11 protein-coding genes are annotated in these 17,734 nt (G+C 56.4%); 7 read left to right on the forward strand and 4 right to left on the reverse strand.

Annotation, left to right across the window (positions count from 1 at the left end; translation table 11 throughout):
- The coding region (locus BLQ12_RS27805) for a transposase (RefSeq protein WP_496559521.1) at window positions 1–236 on the reverse strand (236 nt) is incomplete at its 3' end.
- 1,643 nt (window positions 237–1,879) lie between these two features.
- Here BLQ12_RS27805 and BLQ12_RS19260 point away from each other — a divergent pair.
- Window positions 1,880–2,164, forward strand: a complete 285-nt coding sequence (locus BLQ12_RS19260; RefSeq protein ID WP_092213129.1) for a hypothetical protein — start codon at window positions 1,880–1,882, stop codon at window positions 2,162–2,164.
- Window positions 2,165–2,711: 547 nt separating this feature from the next.
- Here BLQ12_RS19260 and hisD read toward each other — a convergent pair.
- The 3 genes from hisD to BLQ12_RS19275 all read right to left on the reverse strand — a co-directional run bounded on the left by hisD (window position 2,712) and on the right by BLQ12_RS19275 (window position 7,624).
- Window positions 2,712–4,010, reverse strand: coding sequence for a histidinol dehydrogenase (gene hisD / locus BLQ12_RS19265; RefSeq protein WP_092213131.1), 1,299 nt, complete (start codon window positions 4,008–4,010; stop codon window positions 2,712–2,714).
- 376 nt (window positions 4,011–4,386) lie between these two features.
- Window positions 4,387–5,883 carry a glycosyltransferase gene (locus tag BLQ12_RS19270; RefSeq protein ID WP_092213133.1) on the reverse strand — a complete coding sequence of 499 codons (1,497 nt, stop codon included), beginning with the start codon at window positions 5,881–5,883 and terminating at the stop codon, window positions 4,387–4,389.
- 424 nt (window positions 5,884–6,307) lie between these two features.
- The gene (locus BLQ12_RS19275; RefSeq protein ID WP_175469941.1) at window positions 6,308–7,624 is read right to left on the reverse strand and encodes an MptA/MptB family glycosyltransferase; all 1,317 of its coding nucleotides are present in this window, start codon (window positions 7,622–7,624) and stop codon (window positions 6,308–6,310) included.
- Between BLQ12_RS19275 and BLQ12_RS19280 the strand changes: the two genes are divergently transcribed.
- From BLQ12_RS19280 to BLQ12_RS19305, 6 genes are all read left to right on the forward strand, one after another.
- A complete protein-coding gene (locus BLQ12_RS19280) occupies window positions 7,599–8,450 on the forward strand; it encodes a sulfurtransferase (RefSeq protein WP_175469942.1) in 852 nt (283 codons plus the stop codon). The genes BLQ12_RS19275 and BLQ12_RS19280 overlap by 26 nt on opposite strands.
- Before the next feature lie 570 nt (window positions 8,451–9,020).
- Window positions 9,021–9,923 (forward strand): 3-hydroxyacyl-CoA dehydrogenase, encoded by a 903-nt coding sequence (locus tag BLQ12_RS19285; protein WP_092213138.1) that lies wholly within the window; start codon window positions 9,021–9,023, stop codon window positions 9,921–9,923.
- 637 nt (window positions 9,924–10,560) lie between these two features.
- Window positions 10,561–13,227 (forward strand): winged helix-turn-helix domain-containing protein, encoded by a 2,667-nt coding sequence (locus BLQ12_RS28220; RefSeq protein ID WP_092213140.1) that lies wholly within the window; start codon window positions 10,561–10,563, stop codon window positions 13,225–13,227.
- Window positions 13,228–13,685: 458 nt separating this feature from the next.
- On the forward strand, window positions 13,686–15,287 hold the full coding sequence (locus tag BLQ12_RS19295; protein ID WP_217640355.1) for an amidohydrolase family protein: 1,602 nt from the start codon (window positions 13,686–13,688) through the stop codon (window positions 15,285–15,287).
- A gap of 105 nt (window positions 15,288–15,392) precedes the next feature.
- Window positions 15,393–17,351, forward strand: a complete 1,959-nt coding sequence (locus tag BLQ12_RS19300; RefSeq protein WP_092213144.1) for an amidohydrolase — start codon at window positions 15,393–15,395, stop codon at window positions 17,349–17,351.
- A 29-nt stretch (window positions 17,352–17,380) separates the two neighbouring features.
- Window positions 17,381–17,587 carry a 3-hydroxyacyl-CoA dehydrogenase family protein gene (locus tag BLQ12_RS19305; RefSeq protein WP_092213146.1) on the forward strand — a complete coding sequence of 69 codons (207 nt, stop codon included), beginning with the start codon at window positions 17,381–17,383 and terminating at the stop codon, window positions 17,585–17,587.
- Window positions 17,588–17,734: the final 147 nt, after the last annotated feature.

Genomic DNA, 17,734 nt, shown 5'->3' on the forward strand with positions numbered 1-17,734 from the left:
CATTCACGATCACTTACTTGCAAACGTTCCTTAATAATGAGCGTAGCAAGAGCCATTCGTGCTGATATTGCTGGGGGGCCTTGACCGGATTGAGTTAGCTTTCCATGGTACTCATTTTCAAATTCATCCCAGGGAATCAGATGACCCAATTTTACCCAGCGGTTGTCTGGGGACAATCTGCCGCCAAAAGGTAGCTCAAATTCTAAAACAAGTTGCTTCCCATTGTGCCTGTACATAAATTTTTAACCTCAAAGTGCAAGGCTTTTTCAAAAACCAGCCTGTTATCATTGCAGTTCAGGCACAAAACATATCACGTTTCGTAGCTATTTTCAGTGGAATAGATATTATTCAGCAACCTCTATGTATCACCCATATAAAATGGATAATTTTCCAAGGTATCGGTTACTCAAGAGCCAAAAGTGGAAAATCGAGGAGATTATTTTCCATGTCTTGGAATTCAATACTGTCGAACGAAAATTTCTGTTATCTATCGCATCAAACTATTTCGCAGACCAAGCAAATGCCATACATCTCAACGCATCAAAGGCCCTGTTTTAAGTGATTATTCTATCCAACGAGCATCCAATCCGTACCCTTAATGGTGTATTGATACACCCCGATAGCAATGTCCACTTTTGTGGCTTTAATACGGTGATACCCGGAAAATTTTCCACCTTTGCTCTTGGACACGGATAGTTTTCCATGTTTGCCCCTTGATACCCCCATCGAAAACAGCTTCGCAGGCAATGTAATGCATCACCTTTCCAGCCGAAGACCACCGAATCATTTCAAGTCATACGCCTGAAATTTCGAATTTTCAATCTGAAAAACTCATTTTCCCGTAGAAAGAACTTTATCCAACATACCGTAAACCAATCATATGGTTCATTTCAATATATCTCGAAATAACGAAGCGATTATGCAATACGGCGTTCTCTTTTCCTGAATAGCGATTCGAAAACCAGCTTTCAAGTTGGCTCACCTTGCCGCCGGAGGCATCGTTTTTGAATTTTATATTTTTGTAACGGCCCTGATCAGCCCCATGAGACTAAGCAGGCCAGACCGTAAATGCACCAGAAAGATGAGGCGGGCATTATTTCAGTAAAACTCGAAATGAATAACAGCATGATTTAGTGACAAAAAAACTATTGACACGTCAAAAGGATGGAATTAGGGTGAGAGGTAATAACTAGTTATTACGAAGATTATGGAATGCATGTTGCGACCCGACAGGATGGTGAGACATCCTGCCAGGCCTGACCAAAACAACCTTTAGAGGAGGTCGTTATGGCTACACGATTTTTTACACCACACTCACCCCCATTTCAAGTCGTATTTTCCTCGTCACGCGCAATCCAGCGCGCCTTTCACCAACACTATCGCCTTACAAAATGGCCCTTGATCACGAGGGTTTCTGACTGACAGGCGGAGTTGCGCCCCTTCGGAGCCTTGTGTTGTGCTGCGGCAGGCCCGGCCTTCTGGTTTGGGTTGGGTTTTCTCTTTTTCCTTTTGCCGGGGGGGCCTCCATAAAAAAAATTGTGAATGGTGAATAGTCAGTAGTGAATAGATAAGGCATTGGTGCGTTGTTGAGCGATTCGGTAGGTCTCATTTTACTTTTCGATACCTGAAAACCGGGATGGTGCACTACGGGCTAAAGGCTAAAGGCTAAAGGCTAAAGGCTAAAGGCTAAAGGCTAAAGGCTAAAGGCTAAAGGCTAAAGGCTAAAGGCTAAAGGCTAAAGGCTAAAGGCTAAAGGCTAAAGCGAATAAGGCTGGATGTCATTGTGCTCAAGGTAAAATGATTGATTTTCGACTATTTTTCCGTGCCCCGTCTCCTGTTCTCTATTCACCGCTCACTATTCACCCAACAAGGAGCCACCATGACTTCACCGGACAGCCAGCCCGGCCCCGTCATGTTTTCCGGGTCGGAGATTGCTGAGCTTTGCGATGCCATCAAGGACGTTCATCGCCTCCTCACATCCGTGGGGGCGTTCTTTTCCGAACTGGAAGCTGCCGAGGCCCCGGGGGGAAACGGCCTTCAGATTGATTTCAAAAAATGGGGCCTCCGAACCATTACCGAGGACCTTTTGGAGCGGCAATACAAGGCCGTGGATCGGATTGTGGCGTTTTATAGGGAGGAGCAGGAGCGAATGGGGGAAAAGTGAATAGGGAATAGTGAGTAGTGAATAGCTTGGGAAGAGCTGTGGGTGGGGAAGGCCTGCGGTTTGGGGGATAGAACGTGGAGGAAGGTGAATAGCAAGTGGTGAGAGGCGAATAGATTGGGAGAGCCGTGGGGGAGGAGGCTTGCGGCTTGAGAGACCGAAGGTGGGAAAAGGGCGGGGTCGTGCCGGGAGGTGGGAGGGTGCGGCTCCGTTCCTTTTTTTGGGGAAAACACGAGGAAAAATTGATTTGGACGGTGTGCCGGTGGGGTGGTGTGTTGGAAGGGGGTGACGTTAGAGGGAGGGGGGCGGTTTTTGCGGGGAGGGCTGGGCCTTGGGGCGTTAGGCGGTGCGCACGGCGCATCCAGCAAGACAAAAAGTGAATAGAAAATAGTGAATGGTTAGTAGATTAGGGGCATTGAGAGGCCGAAGACGAAAGAAGAAGAGGGGGTCGCACCATTCTTATTCCCTATTCCCTATTCCCTGTTCACTGTTCACTATTAGCCTAATAACCGGCACCCGGATTGGGGTGCCGGTTTTTAATGGCGCTAAATCAGGAAACCCTGACTTTTACGGAGCGGGCGTGGCCGCTGAGGCCCTCGGTTTCGGCGAGGAGCATGACCTCTTCGGCTTCTTTGCGGAAGGCGTCTTCGGAGTAGCAGATCAGGCTGCTCTTTTTGGTAAAGTTCTCCACGGACAGGGCTGAGGAGAACCGGGCGGTACCGGCTGTGGGCAGGACGTGGTTGGGGCCTGCCACGTAGTCGCCCATGGGCTCGGGGGTGTAGTGGCCCATGAAGATGGCCCCGGCGTTGCGGATCATGCCTACCACTTCAAAGGGGGCTTTCACGAGAAGTTCCAGGTGCTCGGGCGCCAGGCGGTTGGCCAGCTCGCAGGCGGACTCGATGGAGTCGGTGACCATGATGGCGCCGTAGTCGCGGATGGAAGCCCCTGCGATCTCTTTACGGGGCAGCTCTTCCAGCTGGCGGTCCACTTCGGCGCGGACCTTCTTGGCCAGCTCTGCGTCGGTGGTGACGAAGATGGAAGAGGCCAACGGATCGTGCTCGGCCTGAGAAAGAAGGTCGGCTGCGGCCCATACCGGGTTGGCGCTCTCGTCGGCGATGGCGAGGATCTCGCTGGGGCCTGCGATCATGTCGATGCCCACGGTACCGGAGACCAGCTTCTTGGCCAGGGTCACGTAGATGTTGCCGGGGCCCACGATGACGTCCACCTTGCCCACGGACTCGGTGCCGTAAGCCAGGGCGGCCACGGCCCAGGCGCTGCCCGCCTTGTAGACCACGTCCACGCCCGTGCGCCGTGCAGCGGCCAGGAGGTGCTTGTTGACGGTGCCGTCGGCCATGGGGGGCGTGACCATGGCGATGTGCTTGACCCCTGCGATCTTAGCGGGGATGGCACCCATGAGCACGGAGGAGACCAGGGGCGTCATGCCGCCGGTGGCGCCGGGCACGTAGACACCGGCGGCGTCCACGGGGTTGACCACCTGACCCAGGGTGACCCCTTTGCGGGGCATGTCGATCCAGGAATTCTCAAGCTGCTTGCGGTGAAAGGACTCCACCTGGGTGGCGGCCAGATCCAGGGCCTTCATAAAATCGTCGTCCACCGACGCAACGGCCTCGTCGATCTCGGCTTCGGTGACCACGAGCTGAGAAAGAGTCATCTCCGGGGCGTCGAAACGGCGGATATAATGTAAAAGAGCTTCGTCGCCGCCTGTGCGAACCGCCTCGAGAATATCGATAACGCCCTTTTCGTCCTCTGCCGTGTATCCCAGGCCACGGTCCGTGATGGCACGAACCTTGGCTTCAGCCTCTACCGAAGGATAGTTGAAAATGTCCATGATGTCCTGTCTCCATGCCCGCCTTGTGGGCAGATTGTCTCTTGCTATATAACTCGGTCAATCCGTCGTAACATAGGGGTAACTGTTCAGCCTGACGTCGCCTTCGACAGCCCTGTTTAAATCATCCGGCAAACAGGTAGTTAATGCCCACTGCCAACGCAGCGGCTGCATTCCCGTGCGTCCCGTCCCTGCATCGCGACCTGTGGGCGCAGAGGAAAGCCGGGTAACCGGAACGTTTTTAAGGCGCTTTTTTGCAAAAGCGGCCCGCCAAAGGCATCGCTGAATAATCACAAAAGGCCTGCATTATACCCGGAGGCACCCTCTGTGTAAACCGGCTTTCCCCTTGCATAAACCGAATATCCGCAGAGAAGGTTTTCTACCTGGCGAACGGATCCAGGGACGAAGGCGCGCATTCCCCCGCGAACCGGCTCTCCCGGGCCAGGATGGCCCCGGTGAGAAGATAGCCCGCAGGCACGGCCAGGGCCAGGGGAATGGCGTACAGAGCCAGGGTGTCCAGGGCAAAGAGCATGGGAAACGCCGTTGCCACCAGAAGGACAAAGGCCACCATGGCCCTGCCGAAGGTGGCACGGCCTGCACCGGCGGTCTCCCGGGTTGCGGTGTCTTTGGAGGTTCCGTACTTGGGAGTTCGCTTAAACTCCCCGTGGCTCTGGAAGAACCCCTGCACCGCTGCCCGGGCCAGAAACGGGGCCACCCCGATGCAGACCAGGGGGATCATGGGCACGTAGCGCACAAGATGCCGGGTGCGGGGCTCTGTAAAGGCATACACCGTGTAGTAAAAGAGGATGGCCCCGCAGCTTCCGGTGAGGGCGGCCACCCCGGGGATCCAGGCCAGGGACGCGGCTCGCGTGCCGTGGACCATCAGGGCGGGCCAAAGGGTCACCGTGGCAACAGCCCCTGCCACCCAACCCAGGCCCCCCAACAGATGAAAGATCGCCTCCACCTTCACCCGCCGTGGCAAGGCCGTGCTGAGAAGACGAGGCAACACCTTCACCGCTGTCTGGCTGGCCCCCTTGGTCCATCGCTGCTGCTGGGAGATAAAGTCCGTGAGGGTGGGCGGCAGCTCGGAAGGAACCACACACTCTCCGTAATAGGAAAGCCGCCACCCGGCCATCTGGGCCCGGTAGCTTAAATCAAGGTCTTCGGTGAGGGTGTCCGCTCGCCAGCCCCCTGCCCCGATGATGGCCTCTTTGCGCCACACCCCGGCCGTTCCGTTGAAGTTGAAAAAGCGCCCCCCCGCATGTCGGGTGGCGTGCTCGATATCAAAGTGCGCGGACAGGGTCAGGGCCTGGACCCCGGTGACCAGTGAGGTCTCATCGTTTAAAAACCCCCATCGCGCCTGGACCATGCCGATGCCCGGGGACGTAAACCGGGGCATGGTCTTCAGCAGAAAATCCGAAGGCGGGATAAAGTCGGCGTCAAACACGGCAATGTAGTCGCCCCGGGCCTCTTCAAGGCCTGCGGCCAGGGCCCCTGCCTTGTACCCTTTGCGGCTGGGGCGCCTCAAAACCGAGGCCGTCACCCCGCGCGCCGTCAGCCGGGCCACGCCCTGGTCTACCACCTCCCGGGTTTCGTCCGTGGAGTCGTCCAGCACCTGGATCTCCAGGCGATCCAAAGGCCAGGAGAGAGCCCCTGCCGCCGCAATCAACCTCTCGGCCACGGCCTCTTCGTTGTAAAGGGGAAGCTGCACCGTCACCACGGGCACCTCATCCGGCACGGCCGCCACGCCCCCTCTCCGGCGCCGCACACCAAGCCACTCCCGCAAAAGGACCAGCCGGTGCACACCATACAGGGCCACCAGGACCACGGATACCAGGTGAAGGAGATACATCGCGTTAAACAGCAGATCGCTCATAAAAGGCCCTCTGTGATCGAGTTAGGGGATAAAACAGCAATGCCTCCGGCGGCAAGGTGAGCCACCTTGAAAGCTGGTTATTAAAACGATTTAGCCCTCGCTTGGCTTCGGCCTGCATGGCAAAGGTCGGCATATCTCGAAGGCATCTGTAACATCGAAGCCCTGGGTGAGCCGGGCATGGTGCACAGAGTGCACCCTACGCGATGGGCACGGCATCAAGACCATCGCCATCCCAACGAATTCGACTTTGCCTTTGCCCATCCTGCGTATTTTCGGCACATCACCGCCGGTCGCCGTATGTCACACGTCACGCGAATGCCTTGATAGAGTATGCATAACGACGGAATCCATGCATTCGCCATAGGGTTTCAAGGTGCCCCCACCTTGCCGCCGGAGGCGTTTTTTACAACACCAATAAAAATAATCATGCGTTGGCCTTGCCCTTCCACCATGCCACCAGCAGGGCGCACACCGGCACACTGAAAATCCAAAAAGGGATCCAGGCCCCTTCGGACCAGACCCCTGCGGACAGGTAGTCCGTAAGCACATTGTAACCCAGAAGGGGGGTCAGGGTCATGAGGTAGGCCGGGACAATGCCCACGCGACCTGCCCCCATCAAGGGCAGGCACATGGCCAGGTAGAGGCCGTACCAGGGGTGCAGGGTGGGGGTGACAAGGAGCCAGGCAAAGGCCGCCCATCCCATGAAAAAGCCGGGGGATGAGGGGGACCGAACCTGACGGTAAAGCAGCCCGGAAAAAGCGCAGGCCAAAAGGGCTGCCATGGTCAGACGGGCCACGCCGTTCATGCCGGTTACGTCCCGCACCGTGCGAAAGAGAAACCCGGAAAACTCCCAGGTGGTGCCGTACACCCGAAGGGTCTCCAGGGCGTGGGCGGCCTGGGGCATATAGGGCACCACCAGAAAGACGGACACCACGGCCCCGCCAAGGGTTGCCCACCCTGCCCGCCTGGCTGCGGCAAGGAGCAGAAACGGGGCAAACATCACCGGGATCAGCTTCACCCAAACGGCCACGGCAAAGAGGCCGCCAGCCCAGATCGCCCTTTTCTGGCCCCTGGCCGAGGAGATCAGCAGGGTGGCGGCCAGAAGAAAGGGCAGGGCCAAGGCGTCGATGTGGCCGGACCAGGCGATCTCCCAGACAACCAGGGGGTTCCAGGCGTAGAGGATCACCCTGTGAAGCGGCGGGCCTCCCCGGGCGGAGGCCACGAGAAACAAGGCAATGACCACCATGTCCGCCGTCACCAGCAGGGCTTTCATTCCGATCATGCCCAAGGGGGCGGAAAGGCGAAAGAAAAACTGGGCCGCCGGGGGGTAGAGGGTCACAAGGGAGGGGTGGTTGACCTTTGTGGCCAGCTCAGCCAGAATGGTCTTTGCAGTGGATCCGCCCTGGCCGGGCAGGAGCAGTGATGCGTAATGCTCGGGAGACCGTGCATAGGGGCTCTCCCCTACGACCTGTACCATTCCGTCAAAAAGGTACCTGTAGATATCGTCCGACAGCACAGGGGGCGACACCACAAAGGGCACCCGAAGCAACAGGGCGACGACCAGAAGGGTCGAGGCCTTCAGGGGCCAGGTGCCGGACTCGGCCAGGCGGGCATTTGCATAGACCAATCCCCCCTGAACACAGGCAGCCGCCACAAATACACCCATGGCAAAGGGACGGCGGCAAAAGAGCAAACCCATCCAGGAGGCAAGACAGATGCAAAAGAGACTTGCGACTCTCATACCCATTCTCATGTTGGTGGTCTCGGTGTGTGTCGTCGGAGTGCCCGCAGGGGCGGTGGAACGGATCACCCCGGGCTCGGTGGATACCATGGAGGAAAAACCCGTTATCCTGGATGCCCGGCCGAAAAAGGCGTGGGCCAAAGGGCACATCCCGGGTTCCTTCTCCTTTAACTGGGAAGAGTATACAAAAACCGATGACCAAAAGATACCTTACAGAACCTTTCCCCCCAAAGAGATGGCCGAAGCCTTAGGAGCATTGGGTATCCAGGCGACATCGCCCATCGTCATCACCGGCGACGCAGACAAATCCTGGGGCGGCGAAGGCTGGATCGCCTGGTTCCTGGAGTGGATCGGCCATCAGGGTCCGGTTTACCTGCTGGACGGAGGCATGCCCGGCTGGATCGATAAAAACCTTCCCTTGAAGGAACAACCCGAAGGGCTTCAGGATGCCCCCCTGATGACCCTTTACACCCCGACCCCCGATCCCGCCGTCTTTATTACGGCCGAAGACCTTCTGAACAACCCGGACACCTACACTCTTGTGGACACCCGCTCATTCCCGGAGTGGCTCACCGGCCATATCCCCGGTGCCGTCCACATCTCCTGGAAAAAGATGGTCGATAAAAACTCCCGCACCCCCATCTCCCCCGGGGCCATGAACGCCCTTCTCGCCAAGAAAAAAATCCCCCTGGACAAACCCGTGGTCTACTACTGCACCGGCGGGGTCCGCTCGGGCTGGGCCTGGTTGGCCCACACCATGGCCGGGCTCCCCACCGCCTTCAACCTTGAAGGGGGGTATGAAGAGTGGAACGCCATGGAGAAGTAGGGGCGATGGCCAGAAGAATGGAGCGCCGCACTCCGGTGCGGCATACACACCGACACACGAAAAAAGCCGCACGGGAGTGCGGCGCTCCACTAGGCGCCACCGCCCGGCCCGGGATACCACGCCACGCAGGATTCAAAATCACGCTATAACGAAACAAATAAGTCCGGCTTTAGGGGCAATGTTGCTAAGAAGCAGCGCCCCGGGCGTACGGATACCCCGTAGAGCCCAAGGATATGGAGCGCCGCACTCCGGTGCGGCATACACACCGATACACGAATAAGCCGCACAGGAGTGCGGCGCTCCACTAGGCCATCCGGCTCGAGATCTCACAGACATATACCTGCTTTTCCCGGGCCCATATCGCCGTTGATATATCGCGGAACCGTTCAATATACAGGAAAGATACTGCGACATATCGCGGATACGACCTTCCTGCGAATCAAGAAGCCCGCCAAACAGCCCTATGACTCCGTGGCATGCTTGTTGCCTGATTTTTTCCTGCGCCGCGCCACCGCACCGCGATGCCGACGGCAGGACCATCTCAATACACATCACTTTAAGGAGAGACGGATGAAGAAGGTAGAACGCGTGTTGATTGTCGGGGCAGGAACCATGGGCCAGCAGATCGGATACCAGTGCGCGGCATGCGGCCTGGACGTAATCCTCTACGACACCAGCGAAGGGGCGTTGGGCAAGGCCCTCACCACCATGAAAAAAATCGGCAAGGCCATGGAAGCCGGAGGCCGGGTGAGCCCGGAAGCTGCCGAAAAGGCCATGGCCCGGGTCCGCACCACCACGGACCTTGCCGAGGCGGGGAAAGACGCGGACCTGGTCAGCGAGTCCGTGCCCGAAGACCCCAAGCTCAAGGCCTCGGTCTTTGCCTCGCTGAACGCCATCTGCCCGGAACACACCCTCTTCACCACCAACACCTCCACCCTGGTCCCCTCCATGATCGCCGGGCACACCGGGCGGCCCGACCGCTTCGTGGCCCTTCACTTCCACGACGTGCGTATCACCAACATCGTGGACATCATGCCCCATCCCGGCACCTCCGAAGAGACCCTGGAGGCTGTCAGAGAGTTCGTCTTCCAGATTGAGCAGTACCCCATTGAGCTCAAAAAGGAGCAGAACGGCTACGTCTTCAACACCATGCTCACCCAGCTCTTCGGCTCGGCCCTGACCCTGGCGAGCCGCGAGGTGGCCTCCGTGGAAGACATCGACCGCGCCTGGATGGGCATCATGAAAACCGCGGTGGGCCCCTTCGGCATGATGGACTCCATCGGGTTGGAGACCATCTGGAAAGTCACGGACTACTGGGCCCAGGTCACCAAAGCCCCCCAGGGCAAACGCAACGGCGACTTTGTCAAAACTTACGTGGACGCCGGGCACCTGGGAGTCAAAACCCAAAAAGGGTTCTACAACTACCCCGATCCCGCCTTTTTCAGCCCGGATTTCATGAAAGGGATTAAGTAAACATTAGTCGCCGGTGTCAAGGTGAGCCACCTTTCCCGGATACGTCACGAGTCGAGTGCGTCCATGTTCAAGGCATCAGTGCTGCAAATGCAGTTTTTCACCTCAACGCTCTGATAACGCAGAAGGTGGGCACACTCGGATCGCCCGAAGGGTGAGAAAATCGGCCAGAAAACGATGAATAACATTTTGCTCTTTTTAAACACCTTACCTTTTCCCCGACAACCCTCTGTAACAACATTTTAACAAACAGGGCACGGGCGAATTCCCCGGGTTAAATCACAGCGGTATTTATGCGTGACGTGTCTCGTTATTGTTTGCCCCCCGCCCCGGATATTTCATGCGAGAACGGCTCTGACAAAACTGGACAGCGACGTCCTTATCACAGGGCCGTAATACCACACTCAGCTCCCCGGCAGACATAGCGACCATCCCACCGCCTAAGCAAACCGCTATAAAGTTGATTGCCAGCATCAGGAAAAAAACATCGACAACTCAGCTGTCAGTAATATAACTATCACATGGGACGTTTATCCCGATGCGTCACCCTCTCCCCCCTGCTTTTCGTATCCTTTATCTATCCCCTTGACAGGTCAGGCACCTGACAAACCTGGGTTCATACAAGATTGCTGGTATTTCAATGGATGAGAATAAAATAAAAGGCGCTTTACTACATACCAAGCTGCAGAGGTCGCATATCGCGCCCGATATTGTCCCGAGGACCCGCCTGCTGGTTCGGCTCGAAGAAGGGGGCCAGAGGCCGCTGACGCTGATCACCGCACCGGCCGGTTACGGGAAAAGCACCCTTGCAAGCCGATGGGCACAGGTGTGTGGCGCTGCCTGTGGGTGGATCTCTCTGGATGCGGAGGACAACGACCTGCACCAGTTCCTGAACTATTTCCTTGCCGCACTAAAAGGCGTGTTCCCGCAACTCTCCCTGCACACCGAGTCCTTGCTCGAAACCCATCCGCTTCCGCCAATTGCCATTCTGACGCGGTTCCTTCTCAACGACCTGCACCAGATAACCGATCCCTTCTTCTTCGTTCTCGATGATTACCACCGTATCACCGATCCCCGGGTCCATGACCTGATCAGCGGGCTGATGGTGCATCCGGCAAAGGCCCTGCACCTTATCCTGTTGTCCCGAAAAGAGCCCCCCCTGCCCGTGGCGAGCATGCGTGGCCGCGGACTGGTGACGGAACTAAATGGGGACGAGCTGCGCCTCACGCCCTCGGAGGCAGCCACCTTTCTCAAACAGATGGGCAACCTCACCGTGGATGACGCCACAGCCTCCATCCTTGGGAAAAAAACCGAAGGATGGCCGGCGGGATTGCGCCTAGCCGGCCTCTACCTGCAGGGCCATCAAGATCTCAGGACAAAGGCAGAGGAGCTGAGCGGAAGCTCCACCCACATCGCCGAATACCTTTTTGCCGAGGTCCTGTCCCGCCAAAGCCCTGAGATGGTGTTCTTTCTCCAGGAGACAGCAATTCTGGACCGATTTTGCGCGCCCCTGTGCCAGCGCCTTCACCAACCCCGAACCGGCTCGGACCCCGAGGCCAGCGCGGAGCAATTCATCCGGTGGCTGAAAGAAAACAACCTGTTTGTCATCGGGTTGGACAACGAGGGATATTGGTTTCGATACCACCACCTGTTTCAGGACTTCCTGAAAAAAAACCGTCAACAAAACAGTCCGTCGGACCAGGTGGGCGAGTTGCATCGCGTTGCAGGCCACTGGTTTGCTGAAAACGGCCTCTTCGAGGAGGCCATTCAGCATTACCTGGCAGCAGGGGCCACCCCTGATGCGGTTGAGCTGGTGAGGGAAAACCGATACAGGCTCATGAACGCATCTCATTTTACACGCCTTCACCACTGGCTGTCCGCGTTTCCGGAGCGCATTCTGGAACAGGAGCCCCTCCTGCTCACCACAAAAGCCGTTCTCGGTACCGATCTCGGCAAAAATATCGATATCTACGCCTGCACAAAAAAAGCATCTCGGCTGTTGGCAGGCCTCTCGCTCAATTCAGAGGCAAACCGTAAATTAAAAGGGGAAGTATTGGTGCTGCAGGGCCTCTTAAAAATGCTCATGAATGATACAGCAGGCTCCCTTGCCTGCGGCCAGGAGGCGTTGGGTTACCTGCGGGAAGACGCCCATATGGTCAGGTCCCTCCTCGTTTTGGTTTTGGCTGTCGGGCACCAGATGAGCGGCAAGACTCCCATGGCCGCAAAAACCGTCAGAGAAGCTGTTGCCAAACCGTTCTGCCCTGCCAACATCCAGGCGAGGATGCAGATCTGCCTCGGCTACGCACACTACCTGGATGCCAACTCGGTTAAAACCTTAAGCGCAGCAGAGGATTGCCTGCGAGCCATCCGCGACCTGCCACTTTCACATACCAGGGCCTATGCTCATTTCCTGAACGGTTCCGTCCTTTACATGCAAAACAACCTTGCGGCCGCTGAGTCTTGTCTTGTGAACGTTCTGCACAATCCCTACGCGGCAAACCCGAACAATCTTTCCGATAGTGGCTGCATCCTGGCCTGTATCTATCTGGCCCAGGGCAGGGAGTCTATGGCGATAAAGGTTCAGGAACAACTCAGGGCACATTTCCGGGAAAACGGCCATGCCAGGGCCGCAGACCTGATGCGGTCCTTTGAAACCGAATTTGCCCTGCGGCGGGGAGATGTTAAGCAAGCACTGCAACTCTCTCAGCAGGCACATTTTGATGCCGGCCCGCCCAGATGGTTCTTCTATGTGCCTCAGCTCACCCTCGTTAAATGCATGCTGGCTGAAGGCAGTCAAGCGAGCCTGGATAAAGCGCTGGCAAGACTCACCCAATTGGATAATGAGATGCACAGGATCAACCGCACCAATGTGCGCATCAAGGTTTTGGCGCTCCTTGCCAACGTGCACCAGATGCGCAGCGCTGAAACGGAGGCCATGTCATATCTTCAAACCGCGCTGGATCTGGCCGAACCCGGGGGATGGATTCGAATCTTTATTGATACGGGTGCCCCCGTCAAAGCCGCACTGGAGAACGTCCTTAAAGAACAGCCTGACCACCGTTTTGCGCGCCAGGTCCTGGGCGCATTTACCCTGTCATCACCAACGAGTGATTTTCTTACCCACCGGGAAACGGAGCTTTTGCTGCTGCTGGCTGAGGGCCTCAGCAATAAGGAAATTGCCGATAAGCTCTGTATCTCTCTGCTGACCGTCAAAACCCACCTTAAAAATATTTTCAGAAAACTGAGTGCCGCCAACCGCATAGGGGCCGTCAATCGGGCTCGCGAACTGGGGATCATATCCCACTAAAATACCCCTTTCGGGTGATTTACACAGGGCGAGGTAAACGAGTAAATTACCGGCAGACAGACTCCCCACGGGCATTCGCAACCCCGCTTTCAAGGTGGCAGACCTGGCCACCGGAGGCATACCGACAGCGACTCAAACGACACGATTCTTATCGAAATGCCTATGGGCCCGGGCCGGTTTCCGGCGCCATGTAAATCACTTCAGCAGGAGAACATTTCATGAACGCAAAGAAACGCTTGGGATGGTGGATGGGAACATTGCTGATGGTCGCCTCCGGCCAACGCATGCACCGGTATACGATGGATGGCAGAAGACGATTCGTACGTTTACGGCCGCCCCATGGAATGGGACAGCGGACAGGGAAGAAAGTGAGACAAAGCCTTGCCTGGATGCTTTGCTTACTATTCATTGGAACAACGGCCGGTTGTATGCATCAACAGGAGGCAAACAGGAAGCCCATGGCGGCAGCCACCGATTTTGATGTCGTCATCCTGAATGGCCGGGTGATGGACCCGGAAACCAAGCTTGATGCCATCCGCAATGTCGGAATCAAGGATGGGGTGATCGGATTGATCACCAGCAAGGAGATCAAAGGAAAAGAGACAATCGATGCAACAGGGCTGGTTGTCGCCCCAGGGTTTATCGATGGGCACCAGCACTGCCTTGAACCCTATGCCTACCGCCTGATGGTGCGCGACGGCCGCACAACCATCATGGATCTTGAAATCGGTGCGCCCGGCAATCAGGTGGCTGATTTTTACAAGAAAATGGAAGGGAATGCGCCGCTGAACATTGGTGTTGCGGTGGCCCATGAATTTGCCCGTGCAGAGGTGCTGGACGGTTTTAAGAAATGGAAATATCTCCACACACCCGATGCAGTCCAATCCCGTGTCAAAGAGGGCTGGTCCAAAACCCGCCCCACCCTGGCACAGGGAAATGAGATCTTGAAAATCGTGGATGAAGGGTTGCGTCAGGGCGGCATCGGAATCGGCTCCACCGTGGGCTACATGCGTGACGGCGTCTCCTCGCGTGAGATATTCGAACTGCAACGGCTCGCCGGCCAATACGGTCGCCAGACCGGGATGCACTTCAGGAATACGCCTGGAAATGATGTTGAAGAGACAATGGGAATTCAAGAGATGCTTGCCAATGCCGCGGCCCTGGGTTCACCGGGCATTGCCTTCCATTTCAACAACCCCGGCTATGGCATGGTCCATGAACTGATGGTCCGCATGCGGCAAAGGGGCTACAACGTCTGGGGCGAGATCTACCCCTATCGCGCGGGTTCTACGGCATTAAATGCCGTGTTTCTGGAACCGGATGTGTGGGTTGAAAAGCTCGGTAACAAATATGAAGAGACCATTATGGATGTGGAAACCGGTGAGTTTTATACCCGGAGGAGCCGCGCAGACATGATCAAGAAAGAGCCCACCCGGCTGATCGTGATGTACAAGATGCCTGAAGAGGCCATTTTGGACTGGATCAAAATGCCGGGTGTCGCCATCGGCAGCGATGGGATGCCCCTCATACCCGATGACGGCCTGAAGTGGGAGACGCCTTACGAAGAACTCCCCAATGCCCACCCTCGTTTTTCCGGTTCCTTTGCCAAGGTTTTCCGCATGGCACGGGAAAACAACATTCCCCTGATGCAGGCCGTTTCCATGTCCAGCTACAACTATGCCAAGCCCCTCGGCGATATGGGGCTCAAGGCCATGCAGCTGCGGGGCCGCATGCAGGTGGGCATGGTGGCGGACATCACCCTCTTCAACCCTGAAACCATCACCGACAATGCCACCTATGAGAAAGGGACACGCCCCTCATCCGGCATCCCCCACGTCATCGTCAACGGTATCGTTGTCATGAAAGACGAAGAGCCGCTGAAGCGCTTTGACGCCGGCCAGCCCATCCGTTTCGAACCCCAGAAAAAAGGCCGTTTCAAACCGCTGGATGCGGAGCACTGGACAAAAAAATTCTATGTCCTTCCCAAGGAAGAGGATTTTGGCGGCGCCAGCCATCTGGGATGTTGTGATTTTAAGCAAAAAGGGGAACATCCCCACTGATTCAAATGGTACAGGCGACTTTTCAAAGGTTTATTCCCGGCCCCTTACTGTGAGGTTGGTTCCACTCTGAAAACCGAGGCATGGCCTCAAGCGAGGAACAAGAAAATGAAGTTTTTTAAGCTGTTGAAAAATTGGCCGGCGATGCATCTGCTGTTGATGGCGACCCTCATGTTTGCGGGGGTATCGTCTGTTGCATCCGCTGCAGAGTCCCTGCAGAACTTATTCAGTACACCCGCTCCTCCGCCTGGGGGTGTCACCATCTTTGTTGCCAAAGAGGTCGTGACCATGTCACCCACCGTCAAATCGGCCACGGCAGTGGCTGTTCGCGATGGCCGCATTATCGATGTGGGCGAAAAGGCGGACTTGATGGCACGGTTCAAGGACTCAAAAGGCCTGACCGTGGACGACTCTTTTTCCAAAAAGATCATCACCCCCGGTCTCATCGATCCCCATCTTCATTTCTGGTTGTTTGCCCTTGTTTCAAATGCGCACTTTATCACGCCGGCGGACTGGCAGCTTCCCTGGGGCGATGCAAAGGGTGTGGTTGGCGAAAAAGCTTATATGAAGCGATTGAAAGAGGTCGAAGCCAGCCTGAAAGACCCCCGGGAACTTCTCTTCACCTGGGGCTACCACGCGTCGTTTCATGGAAAAATGAACCGCGCACTGCTGGACAGCGTTTCACGTACCCGGCCGATCATTGTGTGGCAACGCTCCGTGCATGAGTTTTATTTCAACACCAAAGCCCTTGAGATGCTGGACACGAAAGAGGCCGACTGGCAGGGCAAGGGGGAAGCCTCGGACATGGCCAACTGGAAAGACGGGCATGTCTGGGAAAAGGGGATGTACCTGGTACTTCCCAAGCTGTTCCCGGTCATCGGGTCGCCGGAGAAGTTCGAACTCGGTTTGGAGCGCGCCAGGGACTACATTCATGCCGGAGGCATCACATCCGCAAGCGATCCCGGCGTGCAGCTCCCTGAAAAAATGATCCTTCAGATGATTTCCATCCTGGAGGCCGGCGCCATGCCCTTTGATTACTACCTGATCCCTGCCGGAAATGTCATTTATGATGCAAACGGAAAGGATGCAGATAAAGCCGTTTCCGTTTCGCGCGACATGACCCACCGGTTAAACGGCGAGCATGTAAAATGGGTACCGGATCAGATCAAACTCTTTACGGACGGTGCGGTATTTTCGCAGTTGATGCAGATGAAAGATGGCTATCTGGACGGCCATGATGGAGAGTGGATTCAGACACCGGAGGATTTTGCCGACAGCGCGTGGGCCTTCTGGAAGGAAGGCTATCAGATTGTTGTGCACCAGAACGGTGATATGGGCCTGGAATTATCGTTAAACACCCTGGAGGGATTGCTGCACCGCCTCCCCCGCTACGATCACCGCTTCGGGATCCACCACTTCGCTTTCTCTGAAGAAGCGCAGGTCAAGCGTGCGGCCGAGCTGGGGGCGGAAATCAGCTCCAACCCGTTCTACATTCATGTCCTTGGCGAGCAGTACAGCAAGGTGGGAGTCGGCCCTGAACGTTCGGAAGTGATGGCCCGCGGCCGAACGGTTCTTGATTCAGGAGCCCACCTCTCGTTCCATTCCGATGCACCCATGGCCCCGGCGCGCCCGCTGGTTCTCATGTGGTCAGCGGTCAACCGAATCGGTTTGTCCGGCAAAAAGGTGCTTGGGCCGCACGAAAAGGTGACCTCTGAGGAGGCGCTCAGGGCGGTTACCATTGAGGCGGCACATGCCATGCGCAAGGAAAATGAAATCGGCAGCATCGACATTGGAAAAAAGGCCGATTTCACGATCTTTGAGGAAAATCCCCTCACGGCCGATCCGAAAAAGCTCAAGGATCTGTCGATCTGGGGGACGGTGTTTGAGGGCAAGAAATTTGAGATCAAGAAGGCGGCCAAAGGCATCGTGATGTCTGCAGAAACCCAGAAACGGCTTGCGATACTGGGCGCCCCCGACCGTGAGACCTCAGGCGTTCACACCCATCATGGCGATGCCTGTACCGCCAATCAGATCCTTCAGGCGGCTGCGGCCTTATACGGAAATTAAGGCGCCAAATCAGCCCCTGAAGAACTGCGATGGATCCCTTCAGCATCTTGGACTTCATCGGCCTTGAAACCACCTGGAAGGTGACGGCCCACGGGGCCCAGGTCAGCAAGGACTCCCAAAACCAGAAAAACGAAGAATTCGTCAAAGCCTCCGTGGACGCAGGAGGCCATGGCGTCAAAACCCCAAAAGGGTTCGACAACTACCCGGCCCCGCCTTTATCAGCCCGGAGTTTATGAAGGGAATGAAATAAACACCCAACCCTTTGGAGCGCCACACTCCGTGCGGCATACGTCACGCCCCTCAAAAAAGCCGCACAGCAGTGCGGCATACGCCACGTCCCCCCCAAAAAAGCCGCACAGGAGTGCGGCGCTCCATATTTCATG

Origin of the sequence: Desulfoluna spongiiphila, from assembly GCF_900101345.1 — a bacterium.
GTDB classification, from domain to species: Bacteria; Desulfobacterota; Desulfobacteria; order Desulfobacterales; family Desulfolunaceae; genus Desulfoluna; species Desulfoluna spongiiphila.

Coding starts and splice junctions, on each gene's coding strand:
- BLQ12_RS19295 (WP_217640355.1), top strand. CDS start 13,686: ATGGCGGCAGCCACCGATTTTGATGTCGTCATCCTGAATGGCCGGGTG.
- BLQ12_RS19305 (WP_092213146.1), top strand. CDS start 17,381: ATGGATCCCTTCAGCATCTTGGACTTCATCGGCCTTGAAACCACCTGG.
- hisD (WP_092213131.1), bottom strand. CDS start 4,010: ATGGACATTTTCAACTATCCTTCGGTAGAGGCTGAAGCCAAGGTTCGT.
- BLQ12_RS19300 (WP_092213144.1), top strand. CDS start 15,393: ATGAAGTTTTTTAAGCTGTTGAAAAATTGGCCGGCGATGCATCTGCTG.
- BLQ12_RS19285 (WP_092213138.1), top strand. CDS start 9,021: ATGAAGAAGGTAGAACGCGTGTTGATTGTCGGGGCAGGAACCATGGGC.
- BLQ12_RS19260 (WP_092213129.1), top strand. CDS start 1,880: ATGACTTCACCGGACAGCCAGCCCGGCCCCGTCATGTTTTCCGGGTCG.
- BLQ12_RS28220 (WP_092213140.1), top strand. CDS start 10,561: ATGGATGAGAATAAAATAAAAGGCGCTTTACTACATACCAAGCTGCAG.
- BLQ12_RS19275 (WP_175469941.1), bottom strand. CDS start 7,624: ATGAGAGTCGCAAGTCTCTTTTGCATCTGTCTTGCCTCCTGGATGGGT.
- BLQ12_RS19270 (WP_092213133.1), bottom strand. CDS start 5,883: ATGAGCGATCTGCTGTTTAACGCGATGTATCTCCTTCACCTGGTATCC.
- BLQ12_RS19280 (WP_175469942.1), top strand. CDS start 7,599: ATGCAAAAGAGACTTGCGACTCTCATACCCATTCTCATGTTGGTGGTC.